Genomic DNA, 22,864 nt, shown 5'->3' on the forward strand with positions numbered 1-22,864 from the left:
CTTTCAGGTTACTGCTCTGTTGATTGCTTTCGTATGAAGGCAGTGGGATGGCCCAATTGTTTTACTTTTTCAAGGGTTTCCTGAGTCGTTGCGTAATCGTCAAAAGGCCCAAGGAAACCTCGGTGAAGATTTTGCTCACTATTGACAAAACTACTCACCGATAAGTTCTGACTCAAATTTGCCACTAAAGTTCGCAAAGGTTGCAATTGTTTTGATGAAGCCACTTGAATGACATAACTTGGGTGGCCAGTAGTCTTGGGTTTACTCGTTGATTTACCAACGTTTATAACTTCAATTTCAACGTTGGCTGTCCCCGTTTTTAGGACATCTAATTTTTTTGCTGCCGCATAACTTAAATCGATTATTCGTCCTGGATGGAAAGGGCCACGGTCGTTCACTCTGACAATAGCGGTTTTTCCATTATCCAAGTTGGTGACCTTAACATAACTCGGTAGCGGCAATGTTTTGTGTGCGGCAGACATCGAATACATGTCATAGATTTCACCGTTAGAAGTTAAGTGGCCATGAAACTTCTTTCCGTACCAAGACGCTTGTCCGCGTTCGCGAAAGCCTTCGGTCGTTTTGACGATTTGATAGTCGGCACCGCGTAACGTGTAATCTTTGTTGCCCCCTAAACTGTAGGGTTCAAACTTAGGGATTGCATCTTCAATGTGATCGACTGAAATTGGCGATGAAGGTGCGATATCGTCATTAATATCGTATCTTCCCGATGAAGAAGAGCAACCTGCGAGGAATAAGATCAGCGCAGAGATGCTCAGCAGTTGTTTAAAATTCATGAATTAGGTTGCCTTCGAGAACGCTTTTCTGTGCGTGTGAATGGACATTAACATACCAAAGCCAGCCATAAGGGTGACCATTGAGGTGCCACCATAACTGATTAAAGGCAGGGGAACGCCAACAACAGGTAAAATTCCACTCACCATACCAATATTTACAAATACATAAACAAAGAAGCTTAGAACAATACTGCCTGCCATCATACGTCCAAAGGCCGTTTGTGAGTGACTAGCAAGGTATAATCCGCGCCCGATCACAAATAGATACGCACTGAGCAGCGCCAAAATTCCAATCAGCCCCCATTCTTCGGCAATGACGGCAAAAATAAAGTCGGTATGGCGCTCTGGAAGAAATTCGAGCTGAGACTGGGTGCCGTGCAGCCAGCCTTTACCTGCCATACCGCCAGAACCAATGGCAATTTTACTTTGAATGATGTGGTAACCGGCACCAAGCGGATCGGACTCAGGGTTAAATAGCGTCCGAACGCGAACTTTTTGGTACTCACGCATCAAAAAGAACCAAAGTACCGGTACAAACCCTCCCAGTGCCATTGCTGCGGCAATAATGATTTTCCAACTGATGCCAGCCAAAAAGATCACGAAGATACCGGAAGCCGCAATCAAAATGGAGGTCCCTAAATCCGGCTGCTTGGCGATCAAAATAGTCGGAACGCATACCATTACTAACGAAACGACTAAAGTTTTGAATGAGGGAGGAAGGGGGCGCTTACCAATATATCGTGCCACCATTAACGGCACGGCAAGCTTGAGAAGTTCGGAAGGTTGAAAGCGCACAAAGCCGAGGTTAAGCCAGCGCTGCGCCCCTTTTGATGATTCACCAAACAGGAGGACACCCAGCAGTAATCCCACGCCGATAAAGAACATAAACGGTGCTAAAGACTCATAAGTTCTTGGCGGGATTTGTGCCAACAGTAACATCACACCCAGAGACAACGCCATGCGCATCGCTTGACGATCCATCATGGCTAAGCTTTGACCACTGGCACTGTACATGATCACAAGACCAAAGCCCATGAGTACCAAAATGCCAAGCAGTAGCGGAAGGTCTATATGAAATCGCTCAAATGCTGAGCGGTTTTGCCCAGTAGCCGGATCAAAGTCCATTAGTCATTGTCCTTATGTTGTGCACCAAGCAATACATGGTCAAAAATCTTTCTTAATACGGGAGCGCCATGGCTTGAACCACCACCGGCGTTTTCTAATACCACGGTACCAATCAGTTTTGGTGAATCGAGAGGTGCAAACCCAGTAAATAATGCATGGTCACGTAGATGCTCCGCAATTTCATCGGCGTTGTACTCTTCATCTTCGCCTAAACCAAAGACCTGAGCGGTACCTGATTTACCTGCACTCTTATACGGCGCATCACTGAATGAACGGCGCGCGGTACCGCGTTTACCGTTGTTGACTAAATACATTCCGTTAATGGCGATATTCCAGTAACGCTCAGGAACGCCAGCAATCGGCGGGTAAGTTTCGACTTCCGCTGTTACTTGTTCACTTAAATTGCGGCCGTTATCGATAGTTGCGCGTAAAAAGTGTGGCGCCAGGACTTCACCGTGATGCACAAGTACCGACATCGCTTTGGTGATCTGCATCGGGGTCGCGGTCCAATACCCTTGTCCGATACCGACAGGGATGGTGTCACCTTGATACCAAGGTGTGCGGTGACGCTGCATCTTCCATTCACGGGTTGGCATATTCGCTTTGCTTTCTTCAAGGATATCGATCCCCGTGTAGTCACCAAATCCAAACATCATCATCCAGCGTGATATACGATCGATACCCATGTCATAAGCCACTTGATAGAAGAATGTATCTACTGACTCTTCAATTGCTTTGGTTACATTTACTTTTCCATGTCCCCAGCGTAGCCAGTCACGAAACGGTTTGGTCTTGGAGTTTGGAATGCGCCAGTAACCGGGATCGTTACGGGTTGTATTTGGAGTAATCACGCCTTCGGTAAGCGCAGCTACCGCCATTAATGGCTTAATGGTTGAGGCTGGTGGGTAGATGCCTAGCGTTGCTCGGTTAACCAGAGGGCGGTTTTTATCATTGAGCAGAGCAGAGTAGGCTTTACTCGATATACCGTGTACAAAAGCATTCGGATCATAACTTGGGCTCGATACCATGGCGAGTACGCCGTTATCGTGCGGATCCAAAATCACCGCACTACCACGGCGGCCTTCAAGCAATTTGTCGACGTAGAGCTGCAGGTTGATATCAATGTTCAACACGATATCTTTGCCCGGTTCGGGAGGCACGTATTTCAGTGTACGAATAACGCGTCCACGGCTGTTGACTTCCACTTCTTGGTAGCCCGCAGTGCCGTGTAACATATCCTCATAATAGCGTTCAATACCGAGTTTGCCGATGTCGCGTGAAGCTTGATAGTTTGAGTCTTTGCCTTCACGGGTTAGGCGTTGCATGTCTCGGTCGTTGATGCGAGAGACATAACCGATGACGTGAGTTAATACATTACCATACGGATAATAGCGTTTAAGTGCTGCATTGACGGTGACGCCCGGAAACTCATGCTGACGAACAGAAAATTTCGCAACTTGCTGCTGTGTAAGTTGCGTCATTAGTGGAACGGCATTGAAACGGCGGCTATGACGGCGCTCTTTGTCAAATTGCTCTATGTCATCTTCGGAAATTGGCAGGATGGTTTGTAACCGCTTGAGGGTTTCATCCATATTCGGCACTTTTTCAGGAGTGACTTCCAGGCTAAATACTGGCCGGTTTTCCGCGAGAAGCACACCGTTACGGTCATAGATAAGGCCGCGATTAGGCGCGATAGGAACAACCTTGATACGGTTGTCATTCGACCGCGTTTTATAATCTTGAAATTGGTTAACTTGAATGTTGTAGAGGTTAGCGACTAATACGCCGACCAAGAAAACGATGCCGATAAACGCGACAATAGCACGACGCGTAAACAGTCGTGCTTCTTCTTGATAATCTCGAATTTGGCTACGCCGACGTAACATATAAGGCTATTCTCGATGATATGGATGATTAGCGGTAATACTCCATGCGCGGTATAGGCTTTCAGCCATCACAATACGCACTAGGGGATGAGGCAGCGTCAGGGGTGACAATGACCAGCTCTGATCCGCTGCGGCTTTGCAGGCTGGTGACAGACCTTCCGGACCGCCGATAAGAATCGATACATCACGAGCATCTAACTTCCACGCTTCAAGCTGCTGAGACAATTGTTCGGTATCCCAGCGCTTTCCGGGAATATCCAACGTGACGATGCGGTTGCCTTTCGGTACCGCTGCCAGCATCGCGTCACCTTCTTTTTGCAAAATCCGCGCGATATCCGCGTTTTTCCCTCGTTTGCCAGCCGGAATTTCGATAAGTTCAAGTGGCATGTCATGGGGAAAGCGGCGGCGATACTCTTGAAAACCTTCTTCAACCCATTTGGGCATTTTGGTTCCCACCGCGATTAGCTGGATTTTCATGCTTTAGTTCCACAGTTTCTCAAGTTGGTATAACTCGCGGTACTCTTCCTGCATCACATGCAACATGGCGCTGCCCATATCAACAACGACCCATTCGCCTTCTTTTTCGCCATCAATACCCAGCGGTTCAAGGCCAGCCTGCTTCACTTCGCTGGCCACATGGTCGGCGATAGAAGCAACATGACGCTTAGATGTACCGGTGCAGATAATCATGTAATCAGTAACACTCGACTTGTCAGTTACATCGAGGGTAACGATGTTTTGCGCTTTCATGTCGTCTGCTTTGTCTGCTAGAAAGTTTTTTAAATCTTGATGTAACAATATCTGATCCTCTAATGACTTAACTTACCCACTTTTTTGCGGCGGCGCAGTATATCATGCTTTAGTAAATTGCACTTGTGGCATGCAGATCTCGGTGCTCAATTGATGGAGTAATGGCCAAGCCGACTCCTCATATTGAGTTTTGCTGACGATCTCTAATTGCGCGAGGGTTTGTAAGCATTGGTGTAAACGTGTAACCGAAAGGCGGTTTAAGGCCGCTGAATAAATCGGGCGCTTAGATTGCCAAATTCGATGACGTTCAAACAGTTGCGCCAACGGGGTATGCCGAGCTTGGCTCTGTAGTTGAGTAAGAAGGATAAGTTCCTTTTGAATGGTTCGCGCCAAGATCGTGATTTCAACACCTTCCGCTTCCAACTGACGCAATATTCGCTGAGCACGCTTCGCTTTCCCGGCGAGCAACGCGTCTGACCAGTGAAACGGGGTGAAGTGGTTGTGGCGACTCAGCGACTCTTCAAGCCGAACCAAATTGAGCTGCTTATCCGGATAGAGTAGCAGCAGCTTTTCAAGGCTCTGTACTAGCGCAAGCAGGTTTCCTTCATGCCACTGTGCGAGCATTTGAACGGCCTGGGCATCCGCTTGGAGTCCGAGTTGTCGACAGCGGGTCTGAACAAATTGTGGTAAGCGTTGTTGGTCAGGAGATAAGCAGTTTACGTGGCAGCCATTGACCATTAACGCTTTGTACCATTTGCTGTTTTCCTGCGCTTTGGTCAGCTTGGTACCGATAACGACCAAGGTAATGTCTTGGTGCAACATATCGGCTAACGCAACCAATTCTTTGGTCATTGCCGCGGTGAGCGTTTCGGGGAGTTCCACTTCGATTAACTGCCGAGCAGAAAATAGACTCATGGCTTGGCAGCAGTCGTAGAGTGAGTTCCAATCAAAACTGGTATCGACGCCAAAGCGGTGACGTTCTTCAAAACCCTGAGCCATCGCGGTGTGGCGGATCGCTTCTTTTGACTCTTGAAGCAGCAACGGTTCGTTACCAAACAGTAGATAAACTGGCTGCAGCGATTTGCTCAGGTGTTCAGCTAATCGATCGGCGAAAATTCGCATCGTGACCTCTTATTGCTGCGTCTCTGACGGAGTTTCGGGTTCAATGGACTCTGAGCCTGCACTGGTCTTCACGTCGTATTGCTCGTCATTTAATTCAATCTGCTTCTCTTGAATATCTGTTTGAATTTCATTCGCAGAAATATCGGCTTTAAGGCGCGCCATTTGACGAATAATTTGCGAAGCCGCCACTTGGCGCATTTCATCTTCAAGCATGTCGCGTTCGACGGATTTAGCAAGAGCTGTCAAAGGGTTATCTAGATAGCTTCGCGTTACGCTGGTCGAAAGGGTTTTGCTACCCAAATTCGGTACTGTAACTCGGTATGAGGTTCTTAGCGTCAGCTCTTTTTCTGCTGCTCGTGTATTTTGGTACAGCGATAGCGTACGTTCACCGACACTTTCACTGATCAAGTGTAAATTAGGAATGTCTTTACCTGGTGACACGATGTCTATTTCGTTCATGCGAAGTTGGCTACGTACCATGCGCGTAAAGGCACTGTATTGGTCATAGCTCGTCAGTGACATCGCGTGCAGTTCGCTTGGGACTGAATAGTCACCTCTTAGGTGAAAGCCGCATGCGGTGAGGAGGGAAGACAATATCAGAATACAGGTTAACTTAATGGCAGGCATAGAAATCAGTCGCATGAATTAATGGCTCTCTGTGTTAGGCATTATTTATCTTAACTTACTGGTGGTGCAATAAACTAAGATAAATAAACAGGGCGGACTTGCCACCCTGTTGAATCACTTTCACCTTGCGGAAGTTGCTGCCGCAAGGTCTTAGTCATAGACGTTATTTTACGTGATTAGTTCGCAACGATGTTCAGAAGTTTACCCGGTACGTAAATCACTTTACGAATAGTTTTTCCTTCTGTGAACTTCACAACGTTTTCGTCATTTAGACCAAGGCTTTCTACTTGCTCTTTGCTGGCGTCTGCAGCGACCGTCAATTTCGCACGTAGTTTTCCGTTAACCTGAACGACGATCAGCTTCTCATCTTCAACTAAGGCTTTTTCGTCATATGAAGGCCATGTCGCGCTGTCGATGTTGCTTTCGCCCAATGCGGTCCACATTTCAAAACATACGTGCGGTGTAATTGGGTATAGCATTGTAACAACCGCTTTCAGGGCTTCGTCTAAAATGGCACGATCCTGAGCTGACTCTTGCGGCGCTTTAGCTAACTTGTTCATTAGTTCCATGATCGCTGCAATCGCAGTATTAAAGGTTTGACGACGTGAAATATCATCAGACACTTTTGCGATAGTTTTATGGACATCACGACGCAGTGCTTTCTGGTCACCGCTTAAGGCCGATGTATCGACACTCTCTGCAACGCCTTTATCGGTGTGCTCTTTCACCAATTTCCAAACACGTTTTAGGAAGCGGTTTGCGCCTTCAACGCCAGACTCTTGCCATTCAAGGGTCATGTCAGCCGGTGATGCAAACATCATGAACAGACGTACGGTGTCGGCACCGTATTTATCAACCATTTCTTGTGGATCGATACCGTTGTTTTTGGACTTAGACATTTTGATCATGCCTGAGTGCTCAACTTGACGGCCTTGGTCATCAATGGCTGACGTTATGTGGCCTTTTCCATCACGCTCAACACGTACATCAGTCGGTGAAACCCACTCTTTTGTGCCTTTTTCGTTGGTATGGTAGAAAGCATCTGCCAATACCATGCCTTGACATAGAAGTTGTTTGAACGGTTCATCTGATTTCACATAACCAGCATCGCGCAGCAATTTATGGAAGAAACGCGAGTAAAGTAAGTGCATACAAGCGTGTTCGATACCGCCCACATATTGGTCGACTGGCAGCCAGTAGTTGGCTTTTTCTGGATCAAGGATATCATCTGCTTGTGGGCTACAGTAACGGGCGTAGTACCAAGACGACTCCATAAAGGTGTCAAACGTATCGGTTTCACGTAGGGCAGGTTCGCCGTTAAAGGTCGTTTTTGCCCACTCTTTATCTGCTTTGATTGGGCTGGTAACGCCGTCCATAACCACATCTTCTGGCAAGATAACCGGAAGTTGGTCTGCAGGTACCGGGTGAACTTGGCCATCTTCGGTGGTGACCATTGGGATTGGTGCGCCCCAGTAACGTTGACGCGAAACGCCCCAGTCACGTAGACGGAAATTCACCGTGGTTTTACCTTTACCCATGGATTCGAGCTTCGACGCGATCGCTTTAAACGCTTGTTCAAAATCGAGGCCATCAAATTCACCAGAATTGAACAGTACACCTTTTTCGGTCTGAGCGGCTTCGCTGATGTCTGGTTGACTGCCGTCGGCTGCAAGAATTACAGGTTGTAGCTCAATGCCATATTTGGTTGCGAACTCAAAGTCTCGTTGGTCGTGGGCTGGTACCGCCATGACCGCACCTGTGCCGTAATCCATCAACACAAAGTTAGCCACGTAAATAGGCACTTCACGTCCATTTAAAGGATGGATTGCTGTTAAGCCCGTATCCATGCCTTTTTTCTCCATTGTCGCCAACTCTGCTTCAGCGACTTTGGTGTTTTTACATTCTTCGATAAAGGCGGCAAGCTCTGGATTGTTTTGCGCTGCTTTTGCTGCCAGAGGGTGGCCAGCGGCAATGCCAACATAGGTAACGCCCATCAGGGTGTCAGGGCGCGTGGTATACACTTCGAGTTCGCCACCGTCTTTGACGTCAAACTTAAGCTCAACACCTTCAGAGCGACCAATCCAGTTACGCTGCATGGTTTTGACCATTTCAGGCCAACCATCTAGGTTATCCAGATCATCCAGCAGTTCTTGAGCGTACGCCGTGATCTTAATAAACCACTGAGGGATTTCTTTTTGCTCTACAGGAGTATCACAACGCCAGCAACAACCATCTTCAACTTGTTCGTTGGCTAGTACGGTTTGGTCGTTTGGACACCAGTTAACAGAAGAGGTACGCTTGTAAACTAAGCCTTTTTCGTACAACTTGGTGAAGAATTCTTGTTCCCAACGGTAGTACTCTGGGGTACAGGTGGCGAATTCACGATTCCAGTCGTAGCCGAAACCCAGCAGTTTTAGCTGGTTTTTCATGTATTCGATGTTTTCGTAGGTCCAAGGTGCTGGCGCGGTTTTGTTTTTTACTGCAGCATTTTCCGCTGGTAGGCCAAAGGCATCCCAACCGATTGGTTGCATGACATTTTTACCTTGCAGACGCTGGAATCGAGAAACAACATCACCGATAGTATAGTTACGCACGTGCCCCATGTGGAGTCGACCACTTGGGTATGGGAACATGGAGAGACAGTAGAATTTTTCTTTGTTTGGGTCTTCTTGCACAACAAAGGTTTTGTTGTTTTCCCAGTGCTGTTGAACTTTTTGTTCAATATCTTGCGGGTTATATTGGTCTTGCATCGATGATATCCATTATCTTGGAATTTGTGAGTTCAATTTGAACAGATACTAATAGATCGTCATAGAATACCTAAAGGCGCCGAGTACAACAATAGCTCAGGCAATATTCGGCGTATTCAAGCTTGAGTGAAAGGAGGTTAAGATGCCAAATCGTAAAACCGGATACGAAGCTATGTTGAAAAATGTAGTGGATACGTTAAAAAAGAGTCCCGAGGAGCTTAACCATGTGGTGGAGCAATCCGGTAAAGTGGTCGAAGCGGCAAATGACCTCACTAAAGATGAACTCGCTCTGATTTCTGCTTACCTGAAATCAGACTTGAAAGAGTTCACCGACAGTTATGAAGAGAGCAAATCCGGGCCATTTTATTTGGCGTTGTCGAATTCCATTTGGCAGGGGTTACTTGATATCACTGACAGAACACGTCTGGAATGGATGGAGCTTTCTTCAGATTTAGAGCATCAGGGCCTGTACCAAACTGGTGATATGATTGCTCTCGGTGTTTTGGTGTGTGAACGCTGTGGACACAAAACACAATACACTCATCCAACGGAAATCTCCCCTTGTGTTGAATGTGGTAATGACCACTTCTCACGGCAACCTCTGAAACCATAAATAAAACAGGCTCCGTTCGGAGCTTTTTTCATTGCGTAACGAAAAGCAATAAAAAATAAATAACTTTAAATACAATGGTTTATTGTTTTATTTGTTGTAGTAAAAGTCAGTTTTAGACAATGAAAGTGGACACAATGTGGACATTGCCTACAGCTGTAATCTTGCCATAGGGTTTAACTTTACTGCGTCGTTCAAATGGTCGGGAGCTAAGTGAGCGTAAGTCATAGTTTGCTTAATATCCCCATGTCCTAAAATATCCCTTAATGTGAGGATATCGCCCCCGCCCATAACAAAATGACTCGCAAATGTGTGCCTAAGCACATGCACTTTTTGCCCTTTTGGCAAATCTAGCTCCAATTTATCCATAATGCGATAAAGCTCTTTTTGGGGGTCATATGTGAATAGATTTGTTCCTTTTTGGGGATAGATCCATTCGTACAGCTCCTTGCTAATCGGCACCGTTCGAGGTTTGCCTGTTTTGGTGTTAGTAAACCGAATTCGATAAGGAGATAAATTAGTCGTTTTTAAGGTCACGGTTTCACGCCAGCGTGATCCTGTTGCTAAGCAAATAGCGACAAGTTTGCTCAAATCCTCATGGTTTTTAACTGCATCGACTAATGATCGTATTTGTTGTTCATTCAAGTAGGTCATTTCTGTGTGCGTCATGGTCGGAAGTTTCAGACCTTTGACCGGATTTTCTCCGCTGTAGTCGCCTGTTTCAATAAGTACTGAAAATACATTACTGAGCGCGGTTCTTAATCGTTTTAAGGTTGTTGGTTTATGCCCTTTCTCTAGTCTGATTAGAAGCCAATCAGAGAGCAGTTTTGTGGTAATTTTATTTGCTTGTGGGTCACCAAGTTCTCGGCACATCAATTGGACTTTCTGCATGTAGTTATCAGACGTTCTTTTGAATTGTCCTGATTTTTTCCACCACAATTCGATTAGCTCTGATAAATGGCGGGTGTCCTCTGGCAACCCTAACCATTCCTTATTGTGATAGGTGGCTAAGATATGCTTTTCGTAAGCAAGAGCCTCAGCTTTTTTAGTGAATTTACGTCTGAACCTTTTCCCGCTTCTACCGGCTGGACGAATATCAACAAGCCAGTTTTCACCGTCCTTTTTGACACTCATATCACCGCCTTCATCACCGTTGTAACGACTTTCCCTATAATCTTAAAATTACGTCCGTTGTTATGGTTGATTTCAAACGACTCATGTTTCGGGTTGTCTGAAATAACGTTGTACACTCCTTTCGCTATGTTCCAGTTAAGGCGTTTTATGTAAACGGCATCATCAATACGAATAACATAAACACCGTCTTTTACTGGGTGTGGGCGCTCTCTAATATCAACTAACACTCGGTCTTTATCAGATACGGTTGGATCCATTGAATTACCATCAACAAAAACAACTGAGCAATAGCTCTCTTTGAGTCCATACTCATGAAGTAGTGAAACGGGAATACTGAACACGCCTATTTGAAACTCTGATTGAACTAAGGTGCCAGCACCGGCTGCTGCATGCACATCATAAACTGGCAACTTAGCCCACTCCTCGTATTCACCAATAGGAACAATTTTTGAAACATTACTTGGTTCTGGTTGATTCCTTATGTGTTCTAATCCACTTTCCCTTAACTCCTCAATGAGTTCCTTTGGGTTTCTTTTTTCTTGTTCTGTGCCGTACTTCGCAATTAAACGGTTTTGAACATCTTCATGAAAATTAGAAATGTGATACTCAACCGCACTTCCCCTTCCCATAGCTTTTCTTTTTAACCAATTGTTTCTATTGGCATTTGTATTAACTCCTTGCCTTGTACTTGGCATTCCTTCGACGTCGATTAGCTCGACACCTTTAAACCATTCTTTCATTTCCTCTCTCCATCTCTGTTGACAAAAGTTTCCCTTTTAATCTAGCATAAAGGAAAACAAAGGAATTCAATTAGTCAGTTAAAAGCAATAAAGGTCAATAATAGGTGAAATTATGGAAACAGAAAACATCCTTACAGCAAATTACGCTCCTTTTGTGACGCCTGAGAAGTATGCAGAGCTAACAGGGCAAACTGTCGCTGCAGTCAATGGACAGATTAAAAACGGAAAACTGCCTTTATTGCGTCGTGAGCGCAAAGAGCGTGGGCGCAACTATATCAACATGCACGCTTTAGCCGTTTTTGCTGAGGAGCAAGCTGAGCGTTATCAAGACTGGAAGCACGCAATCTAGGAGGGAATAAAAATGATAGATCTCTTGATTGAATACGATGACCAAAGACAAGAATTCTTTCTTCAATTCTCTGGCATCTCAGTGGTCTTTAATGATGTTCGAATCGACACGGAATGCAACACGATTGAGCTGATGTTCGGCACAGTTTGTGTTGTTACCTTTCACCGTTGGTCGGCGCTTTATTCAGTCTCTTTATTGGATGCATTACGCAAAGCGAAAGGCAGTGAAGTGATTAGCGAGGTGGTGATATGACCGAGAAAGGACTCGCCATTTTGGAAGATATCAAAGCCAAGCACTTCCCTAATGGTTACCAACGTCATGCGCAAGGTGGCAAAGACTACCGATTTAGCCGTAAAGGTCAGGCGGAGTTTAAACGCGCTGCCAAGCTCCAAGCCATTAAGCACCGTCAGGCGATTTCATGAGTACGTCTATTTTCTTGCGCTCATTAAAAGCGTGCCCCGAGTGCGACAGCCTCGCGGTGTTTTGTTGTAGCTCCCTCGATGCCGTCTCTAAATATTCCGTGCTTTGCCACGATTGCGGCTTTGAGGGAGAAGAAGCGCGGAGCACGCAAGCCGCTATCGACCTTTGGAACCATCCCAAAGCCCACACACCGATTAAACGTTACAAGGATTACTAAGTGTATACGTTATTCGCCCGAGAATTTATGTCCCGACTGCCTCGCATTGTTCAAGACGATGTGAGGTTTCAGGTATCCCGCCGTAAACGCCGAACCAATGCCACACAAGCCAACATTGAGCGTTACGAAAAAGACGCCGTAAAGCACGCGCTGAAATGGTCACCGTTTATCGAGGACAAATATTCGTTTGTGGACGAGCGCAACAACGCGCCCGACAAGCAGCGGTTTCACAGTGGCGTGCGCCAATCGGTAGAACTCAATCACGCCACGTTAATGTGTGATGAAGCCCTTGAACGTTTAGCCACCAATCTCACTGAGCAATTTACCCGCTTGATTCAAATGATTGACTTGGAAGAGACCGAGCGCGGCTACTTGGAAGCACTGCAAATCGCGTTTAAAGGCATTAGTGGCGATATGAAAAAGGTCTATATCCAGCCACCACAAATCAAAAAGAAACACCCAACGATTGAAGAAGCCGAGCGCGAGTTAGAACGCGCGATTCGCCGTTGTTTGGACGTCAATTACCTCGTGCGTAAATTCAAGTTTCTACGCACTCAATACATTGAGTATTCACAAATTGCTTTGGGGCGTGTGGGCGGTGGCAAAGGTCAGCGTAAATACGTATCGAGTCGCTCTTATGCCCGTTGGGAAAAGAAGCAAATCGAGGCAGAGCAATTCGTCAATTCTATGTCCGTCCTCAGTGACGACACCGGCGAGGCGTTCGACCTTGCCGAAGTGGTCAAACGTACCACCGCCAATCCAGAAAACCGCCGTATTGAATTGGTGGTTCGTAGCCGTGGGGATGAAGAGCGTGCCATTGAAATGGGTTATGAGGGCGTGTTTGTGAACTGGACATTGCCGAGTAAATATCACCGTAACTCGGACAAGTGGAACGGCTGCACGCCCAAAGAAGCGCATGAAGTCATGATGTCAAAATGGCGCCTTGCCCGAGCGTGGTTTAAAAAGCCCAAAATTGATATTCAGTGGTTTGGTTTGCGAGTGGCAGAGCCGCACAAAGACGGCACGCCTCACGCCCACATGTTTTTGTATGTTCGTCCAGACCAAAAGCAAGCCCTTATCAACATTATCGAAGCCGTTGCGATTGATGAAGATAAAGACGAGCTGATGGTCAAAGGCACATTGGACAAAACGCCGCGCATTACCATAAAAGAATGCGATCCGTCTCTTGGCACCGCCACCGGCTACATCATTAAGTACATTTCCAAGAACATCAACGGCGCCCACATGCCCGAGGGAGACGCAAAACAGTCAGCCCTTTCGGCAACCGCTTGGGCGCGTATCCATCGAATCAAACAGTTTTCACAATCCGGTGCGCCGTCTGTGGGGCTATGGCGTCAATTGCGCCGAGCTAACCCACTGGATACCGCCTTTGATGAAGAGCTAGAAGCTCTAAGAGACCACGCCGACAACTCGCGCTGGAAAGGGTTTTGTGAGCTTGGGTTCAAAGCCAAGTTGGCTTATGAGGAAAAGTTTAATCAATACGGTGACACCGTGAAACGGGTCATTGGTATCGACTGGCTCGGGAAAATCATCGAAACGTGCAGCGAACAATTCAGCCTCGTGAAAACGAAAGACGTGAAGCACCGCCAACAGGAGCGCGGCGCGCTCCCTTGGAGCACTGAAAATAAGTGTAACTCCCCTTTAGTTGAACCCCTTCAACGGCTGACCGGATGGAGTGCTCAGGGAGTTCAATGCCTGATTGAGCCACTGCGAAAAGGCGCAGTGGTGCCCATAGACAAATACGCCAAGCTATCACTGCGAAATGGGCGGTTGATAGTCACCTAAACGAGAAAGCAGAGGAACCTATGAAAAATTTATCCGTTGAGCAATGCCAGCAAGACCTTAACGCGCTCGATGCGGCTGACCAACTCACCGCCAGCGTTGAGCGCGAGATTGAGCGTTTCAAGAATTTGGATATGAAAGACATTATCGGCAAAGCCACCAAAATGCTCATGACCGGCAATTTGTCGCTGGAAGCGTTAGGACTGCCGGCAAACTTCTTTGAGCAGATTGAAACGCTGTCGAAAATCAACAACGTGACGCGCAAGAAATACCGCGCCCACGTGCAAGCCAACATCAACGAATTGGCCGTGATTGAGGATGCTGAGTACAGCGAGGTCACCGCCAATGAGTAGGGTATTTGCCAACCCTGTTCGCGGGGCGGTGCGCTGCCCTGTGTGCAGCAGTGTTTCAACGGTTCACCAAGTGGGCGAAGGCAAACTGATTGCTGAGGGTGAGCCACCGAAAAACAGTCGAAACCTTGGTTTGAAGTATTACCGATGCCCAAGCTGCGGCAATAGCTCAATGAGTAAGAGCGTTAACCAGTACGTTGAAACCCACATGGCAAACGATGAAAGCGCGTTACTTGCCAGTGAGCTTGAGCCGGTTGACGCACTACCGCCAACCGAACCGGTAACCGAACCTAGTGCATTAGATTCGGTTGAAAGCGTTGAACTTATAGAAAGCGCCGAGCCCAGTCAGGACAAGGTTGAACGCATTGAACCAACCGTTGATTCAACCGAACAAGCACCACTCCCCAAACCAAGCTTTTTTAGCGTCAAACGTGTGTTGATGCTGCTTGGTGTACTGATTGCGTGCGTGTGGGCGGTCAAAGCCTTGATGCCCAAACCTCAGATTCAGGAGGCAAACCATGGAGCAAAATAACGAACTGCCCGAGGTGATCGATATGGACGTTTTCCCCGATTACAGTCATGTGGTGGATACGCTTGAAAATACCGAGCAACAAGAAATCTTGGATGAGCAGCAAGCTCAAGAGCCCGCTCCAGAGGAAAAAGACACCTTAAACCCAGAAGCTCTAGAAAGTTTCCTTGGCATTATGTTTTCGATGGCAGAGCAAGCTACCTCAGCGATTAGCGGGGTGGATTTTGCGTTTGATGAAAAAGGCAAAACCGATGTGATTCAAAATGCGGTGCCGGTACTCAATAAACACGGTGGGCAATTGCTTGGCGTGTTTGGCTCTTACGTTGAAGAAGCCTCTTTGGTGATTGCGGTGGTGGTACTGGTCTTTTCATCCAAGCGCCATATTACCGAGCTAAAAATTCAGAAAATGGAACAGGAGAAACGCCGTGAAGAAGCCGAAAAAGCCCGCGCTCAAGCTGCCTAATCCGATTAACTCTAACCCGTCTCACGATGCCGAGCATGTGATTTATGTGGCGGGTACCGGCGGCGGGAAAACCTCAGCCGTCAAACATTTGGGGCTGGTGCCTAAAACCTCGCAAGCGGTGTTCTTTGACCCATACCGAAATTACGCCGATGCTAAGTTTCAAGGGCAAATGTGTCATGGCACCTCGGTGCGCTCGACCTTTGTGAAAATGTTGGTCGCAGCTCGCCGTAGTGGGAAATCATTCAAGCTCGCTTATGTACCCAAAGGCGGCGCCAGTGCCGACGAACTGGAGTTTTTTAGCGCCGTGGTGTGGTCAAAGCGCCTAAGCTGCATTGCATCATTGAAGAGTTGGCCAGTTGCGTTGAGACCTCGGGCAAACTCAAAGGCAAAGCGGGTGAATTGCTGCGCGGTGGGCGCCAATATGGTTTGGTGGTTCACACGGTCTTTCAGCGAGGTCAGGAAGTGCCGAAAACCGTCACCGAGCAATCATCAACTTGGTGGATTGGGGCGGTTAACTCAATGTCGGACGCCAAGTGGCTAGCCGATAAGAAAGGTGTGGACATTAATGCGATCGCCGCGCTGACCTCGGCAAAGGTGAATAAGCAGAAAATCGGCAAGCCAATAGCCGAATATATGCTGGTACGTGATGGGATTGGCAATGTTGAGATGAAAGCATTGAATTGCTTGACGGGAAAGGTGCTCTGATGTCTAGTACTCAAAAAGTTATTAAAGTTATTTTTAATGCTCAACAATTTATATAGTTAAATTAAGGTCTATAAACATGCGTCATTGGCTTCTCGATAAAGTTTTTTTATTGTTATGTGGTGTGATTTTAGGTGCTATATCTTGGCTTTTTTTTCAGTACTTAAAGAGTTATACATTTTATTGTGTGATGCTACTTCTAATCACTTGCTTTGCGATTACTTTTTATATGAAACGTAAAGACTAGTATCAATTCACATTTCAACCTATAGGTTACCCGCTTAACCTATAGGTTTCCTCTCGTTTACCTCTTCCCATTCCCCTGTTTCTAATAGCCGTGTCCTTAACACAGTTGAAATTGGAAACAACATGAAAACACAGCACAAAAACATGTTAATCACGGCAGCGGTGACCATTGTCATTATCGCAGCGATTAACAACATCAGCGCCATGAGCACGCTGAAAGAGACCATTAATGGCGACACTGGCTGGTTCTAAGGGGAACAACGATGGAAGCATTACAAACGCTATACAATCCACGCCCTAAAGAACTCGATCCGGTTGAGGGTGTGGCGTGGGGCAACCAAGCAACCTTACGCCTTGTTTCGGGACCGACTTACCAAAACCTTGAGTTGGTGACGAACATTGCAGACCCTACCGATATTGAGCGTGTCCGTATCACGCACAACGGTAAAGAGATTGTGTCTTTAACCGGTCAAGACATGGTGGATTTGCAAGAGCACCGCGCCAACTACGTTGAGCAAGGTCGCTACATCATTTCATTCTCAGATTTAACCATGCGCACCAAGCTCGGCGTTCGCCAATGTGAGCTAGTGACGTTGCCAGGGGAAATCTGGTTCGTGTATATCCAGCTCAAAGGCAAAACCGGTGAAGCCGCGCCAAGCATTCGTGCTCGCGCTCATATCACCGAAGCCCAAACACGCCGCATCTTTATGCCGCGCATGTACTCGCTGACGTGGTTTGCTTCTGCGTCAGGTCGTACACCATTTGATTGGGCGGAGCGTTCGCCAGCACTCAGCATCAAGCGTATTCACTTTAAAGACGCCTCGATTGATCGCGTTCGCGTCCTACGTGATGACCGTGAAGAAATGAACGTCAATAAAGCGGATAACGCCTTTGACCTTGCCGCGGCAGAGCTTGAGCAAAATGACGGCTGGTTCTCCCTTGATTTCGTGCGCACCGGTTTCGGCTCAGAAAGCAAACTCAAAACGCAGGCATCACGCTCATTGCAGTTTGAGCTTGAAAAGAGCGAAGCCGGCAGCGTGCCGGTGATTGTTGAAGCGGTAGAGCAAGTCGCTATTCCAGCCAACAACGGCTAAGGGGATGGTATGAGCTGGTTAGATTCCTTATCGGAGGCAGGCGGCGAGTTAGTCGATGCTGTCTCCAATGCGGGTAGCACTTGGCTGCAAGGCACCGTTGAAAACAACCTTGCCAAAGACCAAGCCAGCGACCCCGATGTAGCGCGTAAAAGCCAAGTCGAGGGACAAACCGCAGACGGTCAGCCGATTAACACGGCGCGTGGTGGGTTTAATTCCACTTACCTAATGGTCGGCGTGGGCGTTTTGGTGCTTGTGGTCTTGGTGACCCTGTTAGCCAAAGGGGGCAAGTAATGCCGTTAGCGTTCTTACTTCCTGCGGTCTTTGCCGGTGGTGGCATTGTCGGCTTTCAGCTCTCGGAGGGCTCTAGCAAGCTCATTATGTTGCTGATTGTCCTTATCGTGGCGTATGTCCTGTTCGTTAAGGGGGGCGCATGAATCCTTTAATGGGCGGCGGGTTGACCAACAGCGGCACCATGCCTATTACGGGCGGTGATGCCGGTCCTTCAACCGCACGCAGTGGTAACAGCAGCGGGCAGACCATCGGTGCCATCAATATGGGGAGCCAAGGCATCAGCCCTTGGCTCATTGGAGCCGTGATTGTCGCGGTGGTTTTCTTGGTGTTTAAGAAGAAATGATCCGTTGTGTCACCAGTAACCCAAAAGCTCTTGAGCGTTTGAAAGTTGCCTTTCGCGCTTGTCCTAACGACTTCGAACAATTGAAGCAGGAAGTGACCGCAGGACGAGTGAGTTTGTATGAGCTGACCGGTGATAACTACCACATCACAGTCGCGGGGGAAGTCTTAGGTGATTCCTATTTTCTGTGGGGCGTCTCGGGTCGGGGCGTGGTGCCTGCCATTCGTGAGTTATCGGCGTATGTGAAAAACGCCGGTCTTAATTCGATTTCAGCAGAGACCTATTTCGCGGGATTGGCGCGGTTAGTGCGCCGATTGAACACCACGGAGCAGCCCCAAACCGACACCACACAGTTAACAATGAGAGTGTAACCATGGGCGGAAAGTCGAGTTCTAAGAACCAAACGACATCGACCAATGTCAGTGGTCAGAATGCCATTTCTGGCGACAACCTCGGGACGGCGATTAGCGGCGTGAACAATTCCACGCTCAACGTCACCGCCACCGATTACGGCTCAGTGAGCAAAGCATTAGATCTTGGCGGCGAGATAGTCGAGCAGTCGGGGCAAATGTTTGATAACGCTTTGAGCTATGCAGGGCAAGTCAATCAAGACTCCCTCGATTTTGCGGACAATGCCCTTGAAGACATTACCGCAAGTAACAGTGAAAACTTGCAAATGATGGCGGGGCTTGCCGGTAACCAAGCCGAGCAAAACACCAAGAATCTCAACGCCATTATGGATTTAGCGAAGTTCAAACAAGATAACGGCGCCAGCGAAAACAAGAAACAGCAAATCATCTTGATGGTGATTATTGCCGTTGTCCTTGGTGGGGTGGCGATTATGGCGGTGAAAAAATGAATCTGAATTTAAAAGCGGGTCACGCCTTACCGGTCACGATTGCCGGCAGTTGGGTTTACCTTGAAACCGCAGACAAACACATCATTTTGGAAAGTGAGCAAGGCAACCGAGTCACGTTAAAACAAGACGCCGTGATTAAAAACCATGAGCAGATTGGGCGCGTACTGGTTTACTCGGACATTGACCAAGACGTGTCGATTGAATTTGGGTTTGGTGACTTCACGCCGCCGTCCAATATCAACGGTCAGTCAGTTGTCATTACCGAATTGCCCAAAGTCGAAATCTCGGCGGGGCAATCGGTCAACATTGAGCAGATGCCAGCCATGCAAATGGCGGCAGGTCAGTCGGTGAACATTGGTCAAATGCCAGCGGTGCAAATCGCGAACCTACCCAACATCCAGTTTGCTACGGGGCAAACCGTTGGCGTGAATCAGTTGCCAGCGGTGGAGATTGCGCAGGGGCAAGAGGTGACCACGCGCATTGGTAACAGCTTAACCGCGCAAGAAAGCGTGATGCCGTTGACCATTGCCAGTAATGACAACCGCCGAAAACTACGCATTAAAGCCAGTGCCGCTAATAGCCAAGATATTGTGATTGCAGGGGCGTACCCACTCAGCGCCGGTCAAAGCATCGAGCTAGAGACCACCGCCAGCATTGAATTAACCGGAGACGCCGCTGATACGGCGCACGTATTGGAGTATTAACCGATGCCTATTGAATTACCAACCGGCAGCAACCGCAACAAAGTCGAAGCCTTGGCGCAGCAAATCAAGCAACAAGCCACCGTGATTGAGCAGCAAACGAGTGTGATTAATCAGGCGATGCCAACGGAATTTGATTTCCAGATGAACACCACGCAAACCATGATGGAGGGCTTTGTGTTTGAGCTGGACGCGCTACCGGTTATCCGCAACCCAAAAGATGAAACGCCTTTGTTTCGCCATGATGCGGCGCGGTCTAAATACGTCCTCGACTTTGCGCCGCGCTATCGAGCACTAAAAGCCGAGAAAGGCATTACCAATAACAGCGTGTATTACCACTGTATTGCCAACATTCTAGTGGATCGCTTTTACGTCAGCGGCGTAAGTCTGGTCAATATGGTCAATCTCAGCAGCAAGATTAACCTGTCGATTCGTCCGATTGGTTCGATGTTTGAGAATTATGCCTCATGGGATGTGACCACACCGGCGCGACCTTACAACCGCTACGGCGCACAGATTAACGGCAATGACGATTTGTGGGTAGATAGCACCACGCTCAGCTTTGGACGCACACCGATTTTTGCACCGAGCCAAATAACCAGTGATGCGCAGTGGGAAACCGCGCTCAAAATCACTGGGAACGGCATTGATATGAGCGAGATGTATCAGAACTCAGTTAACCCGCAAGACGGCGCTGAAGTGATTGCGGTGGGCACGTTCCAACTGGTTGATGAATGGCTGGTTGATATGACCGGCAAGCGTGTGTGAATCCAATGGATTGGCGCGTCATTGCTCTATTACTCATAGGGGGATTTTTGATGAAAAAGGGAATGGATTATTCCAAGCCTCGCGGCGTTCGAGCTAATAACCCACTGAATGTGGAGAGTAACGCCTCAAACAATTGGGTTGGCAAGGTCACCCCGTCCGTTGACCGCCGCTTTGAAACCTTTAGCGCGCCGGAATATGGCTTTCGCGCCGGTGCGATTTTGCTGCGGGATACCTATCAGGACAAATACGGTTTGGAGACCGTGAGCGAGCTTATCCATAAGTTTGCGCCGAGCCATGAAAACGAAAGCGACCATTACGCCGATTTTGTTGCGGGTCAGCTTGGGATTAGTGCTCATGAGCCGGTGAATCTTCACAGTGATGCGGTGCTGTCGAAAATGATTTATGCCATGTCCGTGATGGAAGTTGGGCGGTATTACTCACTGGAACAAGCTCAGCAAGGGGTACGCATGGCATGACAAAGCAAGACTACAAACGTATCGCAATCACGGTGCTTGGGGCGGTGCTTGCCGCCTACGCGCTCAAATACCTCAAAGAATGGAAATTACTATGAAAGCATTTTTGAAAAATAAGCTCGGTATCGACCTCACGCAGCCCTCAACTAAAAAGGGTGTGGCTTTGATTGGGGCGGGTATTGCGCTTGCTGCCGGTCACCCTGAAATCATCACTGCCAGCGTGACACCCGAAGGCGTGGAGTATGGCGGCATCGTGGGCACAGCGGTTCCTGTACTTCTTGGGTTATGGGAAACCTTTCGCAAAGAGTTCGACTAATGGCAGAGTATCAAACGCTGATTGTTGCGGCAGTCAGCGCCTTGTTTAGTGGCATTGGGGTCGGCGTCACCCTCAAGACGGATGTAAAGTGGCTACGCCTGATGATGGAAAAGATGGATACTCGACTCACTCGTTTAGAGATAAAATCAGACAATAAGCCCTAGCTAAATTACAAAATTGTACATAACCAATTGATATTTATATCTATTCTATGCTTTCGGATTCGCAAAATTTATAGCCCTTTCAAGAAAATTCTTAAAGCTGATACCATTCGGTTTAATTTTCAAAAACTACCAAATTCCTCATATTGAGCACTTTGTATCATATGGGGGTGTGCTAATTTTATTTACGTGAACATGTTGTCTATGAAGGTGTAACAATATGGCAGAACCATATTGAACACCAATTCCTACAAATTGTACTAAAACATAACAATAAGGAAGCTGTGATGTTGTATCCAGAAAATGAAAAGCTGTTAAATTTAGCGATGGACTACAAAATTATCCATTTTCAAAAAGGGCGTTATATTAAACCTCGAATAAACCCCCAAAGGCAGTTTGAAACTCGAGAGGGCATCTTGGCAGTAGTCGAATTTGTTGAATCAGATAAGATTATCGCCGAAGTAAAGTTTTTATATAGAAACAAGGAATGGGTTTTATTATCAAAACCATCTTCACAACAGTCTCAGTAACTGGTGCACACAATGCCAGTAGATTTTTAGTCTGGAAACGACTTCTTTTATAGAGAGTTGTTTCCTTTATTCTAGACAACATTCCATCTAACTAGTGGTAGTTGCAACACACTTTTGGGCAATTAAGCTACAAACATTTCTCTTTACTACTGAAAACTAAGTATAGAAAATTGATCTGATAAAACACTATTGATAACAAGTGCTCATCCTAACAATGATAGAGGTAAGTTCGACGTTTTAACGTGAGATGATTAGGTTGATGACTAGAATAGCACGTTAGTGGCATTTATAAAATTCAGCCTGAGAGAATAAACGCTTAAAAAGATTAAACAAAATAGGAGTGAAGTCTCATATAAAAATAAAGAAATACTTATTTTATGTACTGAAGTAGAGCAGGAGGATTATGTTCTATCTCGTTTAGTTCTTTTATATAAAGTTCACACTGCTCACTTGTTTTATAAATTGAATTTTTTAGACTCTTATTTCGGATAAATTGACTTTTTTTAGGTAAGTTCAGTTGCATATATTTTAAAGCAGGGAAAAGAAACGCTCTTTCTATTTCTGATAATGTTCCCATTTTTGATTTCACCTTTAAGCTTTTGATTCTTAAATTTAATTTCCTTTTTATGATTAAATTTTGATTATAGAGTTCTAAACGTTTTGTTCTTTTTAAAGTGATTTCCATTTTAAAAATGAACCTACGGTAGGATT

Annotated in this window: 33 protein-coding genes and 1 pseudogene; 23 read left to right on the forward strand and 11 right to left on the reverse strand. The window is 46.9% G+C overall.

All coding sequences use genetic code 11. From position 1 onward, the window contains the following. Positions 1-8: 8 nt before the first annotated feature. The 8 genes from ACFFUV_RS00690 to leuS all read right to left on the reverse strand — a co-directional run bounded on the left by ACFFUV_RS00690 (position 9) and on the right by leuS (position 9,057). Positions 9-797, reverse strand: coding sequence for a septal ring lytic transglycosylase RlpA family protein (locus tag ACFFUV_RS00690; RefSeq protein WP_390189004.1), 789 nt, complete (start codon positions 795-797; stop codon positions 9-11). Between the two features lie 3 nt (positions 798-800). After that, a complete protein-coding gene (gene rodA, locus ACFFUV_RS00695) occupies positions 801-1,922 on the reverse strand; it encodes a rod shape-determining protein RodA (RefSeq protein WP_390189005.1) in 1,122 nt (373 codons plus the stop codon). Then, entirely contained in the window at positions 1,922-3,808 is a 1,887-nt protein-coding gene (mrdA, locus tag ACFFUV_RS00700) for a penicillin-binding protein 2 (RefSeq protein WP_390189006.1), read from the reverse strand. The genes rodA and mrdA overlap by 1 nt, the downstream gene beginning before the upstream one ends. 6 nt (positions 3,809-3,814) lie before the next feature. Next, positions 3,815-4,285 carry a 23S rRNA (pseudouridine(1915)-N(3))-methyltransferase RlmH gene (gene rlmH / locus ACFFUV_RS00705; protein ID WP_390189007.1) on the reverse strand — a complete coding sequence of 157 codons (471 nt, stop codon included), beginning with the start codon at positions 4,283-4,285 and terminating at the stop codon, positions 3,815-3,817. Positions 4,286-4,288: 3 nt separating this feature from the next. Continuing rightward, complete coding sequence (gene rsfS, locus ACFFUV_RS00710) at positions 4,289-4,606, reverse strand: ribosome silencing factor (RefSeq protein WP_390189008.1); 318 nt, start codon at positions 4,604-4,606, stop codon at positions 4,289-4,291. 54 nt (positions 4,607-4,660) lie between these two features. Then, entirely contained in the window at positions 4,661-5,680 is a 1,020-nt protein-coding gene (gene holA, locus ACFFUV_RS00715) for a DNA polymerase III subunit delta (protein WP_390189009.1), read from the reverse strand. 9 nt (positions 5,681-5,689) lie between these two features. Then, the gene (locus ACFFUV_RS00720; protein WP_390189010.1) at positions 5,690-6,322 is read right to left on the reverse strand and encodes an LPS-assembly lipoprotein LptE; all 633 of its coding nucleotides are present in this window, start codon (positions 6,320-6,322) and stop codon (positions 5,690-5,692) included. A 161-nt stretch (positions 6,323-6,483) separates the two neighbouring features. Continuing rightward, positions 6,484-9,057 (reverse strand): leucine--tRNA ligase, encoded by a 2,574-nt coding sequence (leuS, locus tag ACFFUV_RS00725; RefSeq protein ID WP_390189011.1) that lies wholly within the window; start codon positions 9,055-9,057, stop codon positions 6,484-6,486. 142 nt (positions 9,058-9,199) lie between these two features. Between leuS and ACFFUV_RS00730 the strand changes: the two genes are divergently transcribed. Continuing rightward, positions 9,200-9,670 carry a zinc ribbon-containing protein gene (locus tag ACFFUV_RS00730; protein WP_390189012.1) on the forward strand — a complete coding sequence of 157 codons (471 nt, stop codon included), beginning with the start codon at positions 9,200-9,202 and terminating at the stop codon, positions 9,668-9,670. Between the two features lie 147 nt (positions 9,671-9,817). Here ACFFUV_RS00730 and ACFFUV_RS00735 read toward each other — a convergent pair whose 3' ends face one another. Beyond that, entirely contained in the window at positions 9,818-10,801 is a 984-nt protein-coding gene (locus ACFFUV_RS00735; RefSeq protein WP_390189013.1) for a phage integrase, read from the reverse strand. Next, complete coding sequence (locus ACFFUV_RS00740; protein ID WP_390189014.1) at positions 10,798-11,541, reverse strand: helix-turn-helix domain-containing protein; 744 nt, start codon at positions 11,539-11,541, stop codon at positions 10,798-10,800. Before ACFFUV_RS00740 ends, ACFFUV_RS00735 begins: the two co-directional genes overlap by 4 nt. Positions 11,542-11,653: 112 nt before the next feature. On the opposite strand from ACFFUV_RS00740, the gene ACFFUV_RS00745 reads away from it, so the two are divergent. The 22 genes and pseudogenes from ACFFUV_RS00745 to ACFFUV_RS00850 all read left to right on the forward strand — a co-directional run bounded on the left by ACFFUV_RS00745 (position 11,654) and on the right by ACFFUV_RS00850 (position 22,153). Next, positions 11,654-11,890, forward strand: a complete 237-nt coding sequence (locus ACFFUV_RS00745; RefSeq protein WP_390189015.1) for a Cox family DNA-binding protein — start codon at positions 11,654-11,656, stop codon at positions 11,888-11,890. A gap of 12 nt (positions 11,891-11,902) precedes the next feature. Next, the gene (locus tag ACFFUV_RS00750) at positions 11,903-12,142 is read left to right on the forward strand and encodes a hypothetical protein (protein ID WP_390189016.1); all 240 of its coding nucleotides are present in this window, start codon (positions 11,903-11,905) and stop codon (positions 12,140-12,142) included. After that, positions 12,139-12,312, forward strand: a complete 174-nt coding sequence (locus tag ACFFUV_RS00755; RefSeq protein WP_390189017.1) for a hypothetical protein — start codon at positions 12,139-12,141, stop codon at positions 12,310-12,312. Before ACFFUV_RS00750 ends, ACFFUV_RS00755 begins: the two co-directional genes overlap by 4 nt. After that, positions 12,309-12,527 carry a Lar family restriction alleviation protein gene (locus tag ACFFUV_RS00760; RefSeq protein WP_390189018.1) on the forward strand — a complete coding sequence of 73 codons (219 nt, stop codon included), beginning with the start codon at positions 12,309-12,311 and terminating at the stop codon, positions 12,525-12,527. Before ACFFUV_RS00755 ends, ACFFUV_RS00760 begins: the two co-directional genes overlap by 4 nt. Further along, entirely contained in the window at positions 12,528-14,333 is a 1,806-nt protein-coding gene (locus ACFFUV_RS00765) for a replication endonuclease (RefSeq protein ID WP_390189019.1), read from the forward strand. A gap of 20 nt (positions 14,334-14,353) precedes the next feature. Beyond that, positions 14,354-14,683: a hypothetical protein gene (locus tag ACFFUV_RS00770; RefSeq protein WP_390189020.1), complete on the forward strand. Its 330-nt coding sequence runs from the start codon at positions 14,354-14,356 to the stop codon at positions 14,681-14,683. Further along, complete coding sequence (locus ACFFUV_RS00775) at positions 14,676-15,212, forward strand: hypothetical protein (RefSeq protein ID WP_390189021.1); 537 nt, start codon at positions 14,676-14,678, stop codon at positions 15,210-15,212. Before ACFFUV_RS00770 ends, ACFFUV_RS00775 begins: the two co-directional genes overlap by 8 nt. Next, a complete protein-coding gene (locus tag ACFFUV_RS00780; protein WP_390189022.1) occupies positions 15,199-15,672 on the forward strand; it encodes a hypothetical protein in 474 nt (157 codons plus the stop codon). The genes ACFFUV_RS00775 and ACFFUV_RS00780 overlap by 14 nt, the downstream gene beginning before the upstream one ends. Beyond that, positions 15,635-16,377, forward strand: a pseudogene (locus ACFFUV_RS00785) (hypothetical protein). The gene ACFFUV_RS00780 and the pseudogene ACFFUV_RS00785 overlap by 38 nt, the downstream one beginning before the upstream one ends. A gap of 366 nt (positions 16,378-16,743) precedes the next feature. After that, positions 16,744-16,872 (forward strand): hypothetical protein, encoded by a 129-nt coding sequence (locus ACFFUV_RS00790; RefSeq protein WP_390189023.1) that lies wholly within the window; start codon positions 16,744-16,746, stop codon positions 16,870-16,872. An 11-nt stretch (positions 16,873-16,883) separates the two neighbouring features. Beyond that, a complete protein-coding gene (locus tag ACFFUV_RS00795; protein WP_390189025.1) occupies positions 16,884-17,714 on the forward strand; it encodes a major capsid protein P2 in 831 nt (276 codons plus the stop codon). 9 nt (positions 17,715-17,723) lie between these two features. Then, positions 17,724-18,005 (forward strand): hypothetical protein, encoded by a 282-nt coding sequence (locus ACFFUV_RS00800; protein ID WP_390189026.1) that lies wholly within the window; start codon positions 17,724-17,726, stop codon positions 18,003-18,005. Continuing rightward, on the forward strand, positions 18,005-18,148 hold the full coding sequence (locus ACFFUV_RS00805; RefSeq protein ID WP_390189027.1) for a hypothetical protein: 144 nt from the start codon (positions 18,005-18,007) through the stop codon (positions 18,146-18,148). Before ACFFUV_RS00800 ends, ACFFUV_RS00805 begins: the two co-directional genes overlap by 1 nt. Further along, positions 18,145-18,348: a hypothetical protein gene (locus ACFFUV_RS00810; RefSeq protein WP_390189028.1), complete on the forward strand. Its 204-nt coding sequence runs from the start codon at positions 18,145-18,147 to the stop codon at positions 18,346-18,348. Before ACFFUV_RS00805 ends, ACFFUV_RS00810 begins: the two co-directional genes overlap by 4 nt. Further along, positions 18,345-18,716, forward strand: a complete 372-nt coding sequence (locus ACFFUV_RS00815) for a DNAase (RefSeq protein WP_390189029.1) — start codon at positions 18,345-18,347, stop codon at positions 18,714-18,716. The genes ACFFUV_RS00810 and ACFFUV_RS00815 overlap by 4 nt, the downstream gene beginning before the upstream one ends. Before the next feature lie 2 nt (positions 18,717-18,718). After that, positions 18,719-19,204, forward strand: a complete 486-nt coding sequence (locus tag ACFFUV_RS00820; RefSeq protein ID WP_390189030.1) for a chemotaxis protein — start codon at positions 18,719-18,721, stop codon at positions 19,202-19,204. After that, a complete protein-coding gene (locus ACFFUV_RS00825) occupies positions 19,201-19,908 on the forward strand; it encodes a hypothetical protein (RefSeq protein ID WP_390189031.1) in 708 nt (235 codons plus the stop codon). The genes ACFFUV_RS00820 and ACFFUV_RS00825 overlap by 4 nt, the downstream gene beginning before the upstream one ends. Before the next feature lie 3 nt (positions 19,909-19,911). Continuing rightward, complete coding sequence (locus ACFFUV_RS00830) at positions 19,912-20,673, forward strand: hypothetical protein (RefSeq protein WP_390189032.1); 762 nt, start codon at positions 19,912-19,914, stop codon at positions 20,671-20,673. Between the two features lie 50 nt (positions 20,674-20,723). After that, positions 20,724-21,149, forward strand: coding sequence for a structural protein (locus tag ACFFUV_RS00835; protein WP_390189034.1), 426 nt, complete (start codon positions 20,724-20,726; stop codon positions 21,147-21,149). A 91-nt stretch (positions 21,150-21,240) separates the two neighbouring features. Beyond that, positions 21,241-21,462 (forward strand): hypothetical protein, encoded by a 222-nt coding sequence (locus tag ACFFUV_RS00840; protein ID WP_390189036.1) that lies wholly within the window; start codon positions 21,241-21,243, stop codon positions 21,460-21,462. Further along, the gene (locus ACFFUV_RS00845; RefSeq protein WP_390189037.1) at positions 21,462-21,626 is read left to right on the forward strand and encodes a hypothetical protein; all 165 of its coding nucleotides are present in this window, start codon (positions 21,462-21,464) and stop codon (positions 21,624-21,626) included. Before ACFFUV_RS00840 ends, ACFFUV_RS00845 begins: the two co-directional genes overlap by 1 nt. Before the next feature lie 284 nt (positions 21,627-21,910). Further along, entirely contained in the window at positions 21,911-22,153 is a 243-nt protein-coding gene (locus ACFFUV_RS00850) for a hypothetical protein (RefSeq protein WP_390189038.1), read from the forward strand. Between the two features lie 370 nt (positions 22,154-22,523). On the opposite strand, the gene ACFFUV_RS00855 is transcribed toward ACFFUV_RS00850, so the two are convergent. Next, complete coding sequence (locus ACFFUV_RS00855; protein ID WP_390189039.1) at positions 22,524-22,838, reverse strand: hypothetical protein; 315 nt, start codon at positions 22,836-22,838, stop codon at positions 22,524-22,526. Positions 22,839-22,864 lie beyond the last annotated feature (26 nt).

Source organism: Vibrio olivae (assembly GCF_042428525.1).
GTDB lineage: Bacteria > Pseudomonadota > Gammaproteobacteria > Enterobacterales > Vibrionaceae > Vibrio > Vibrio olivae.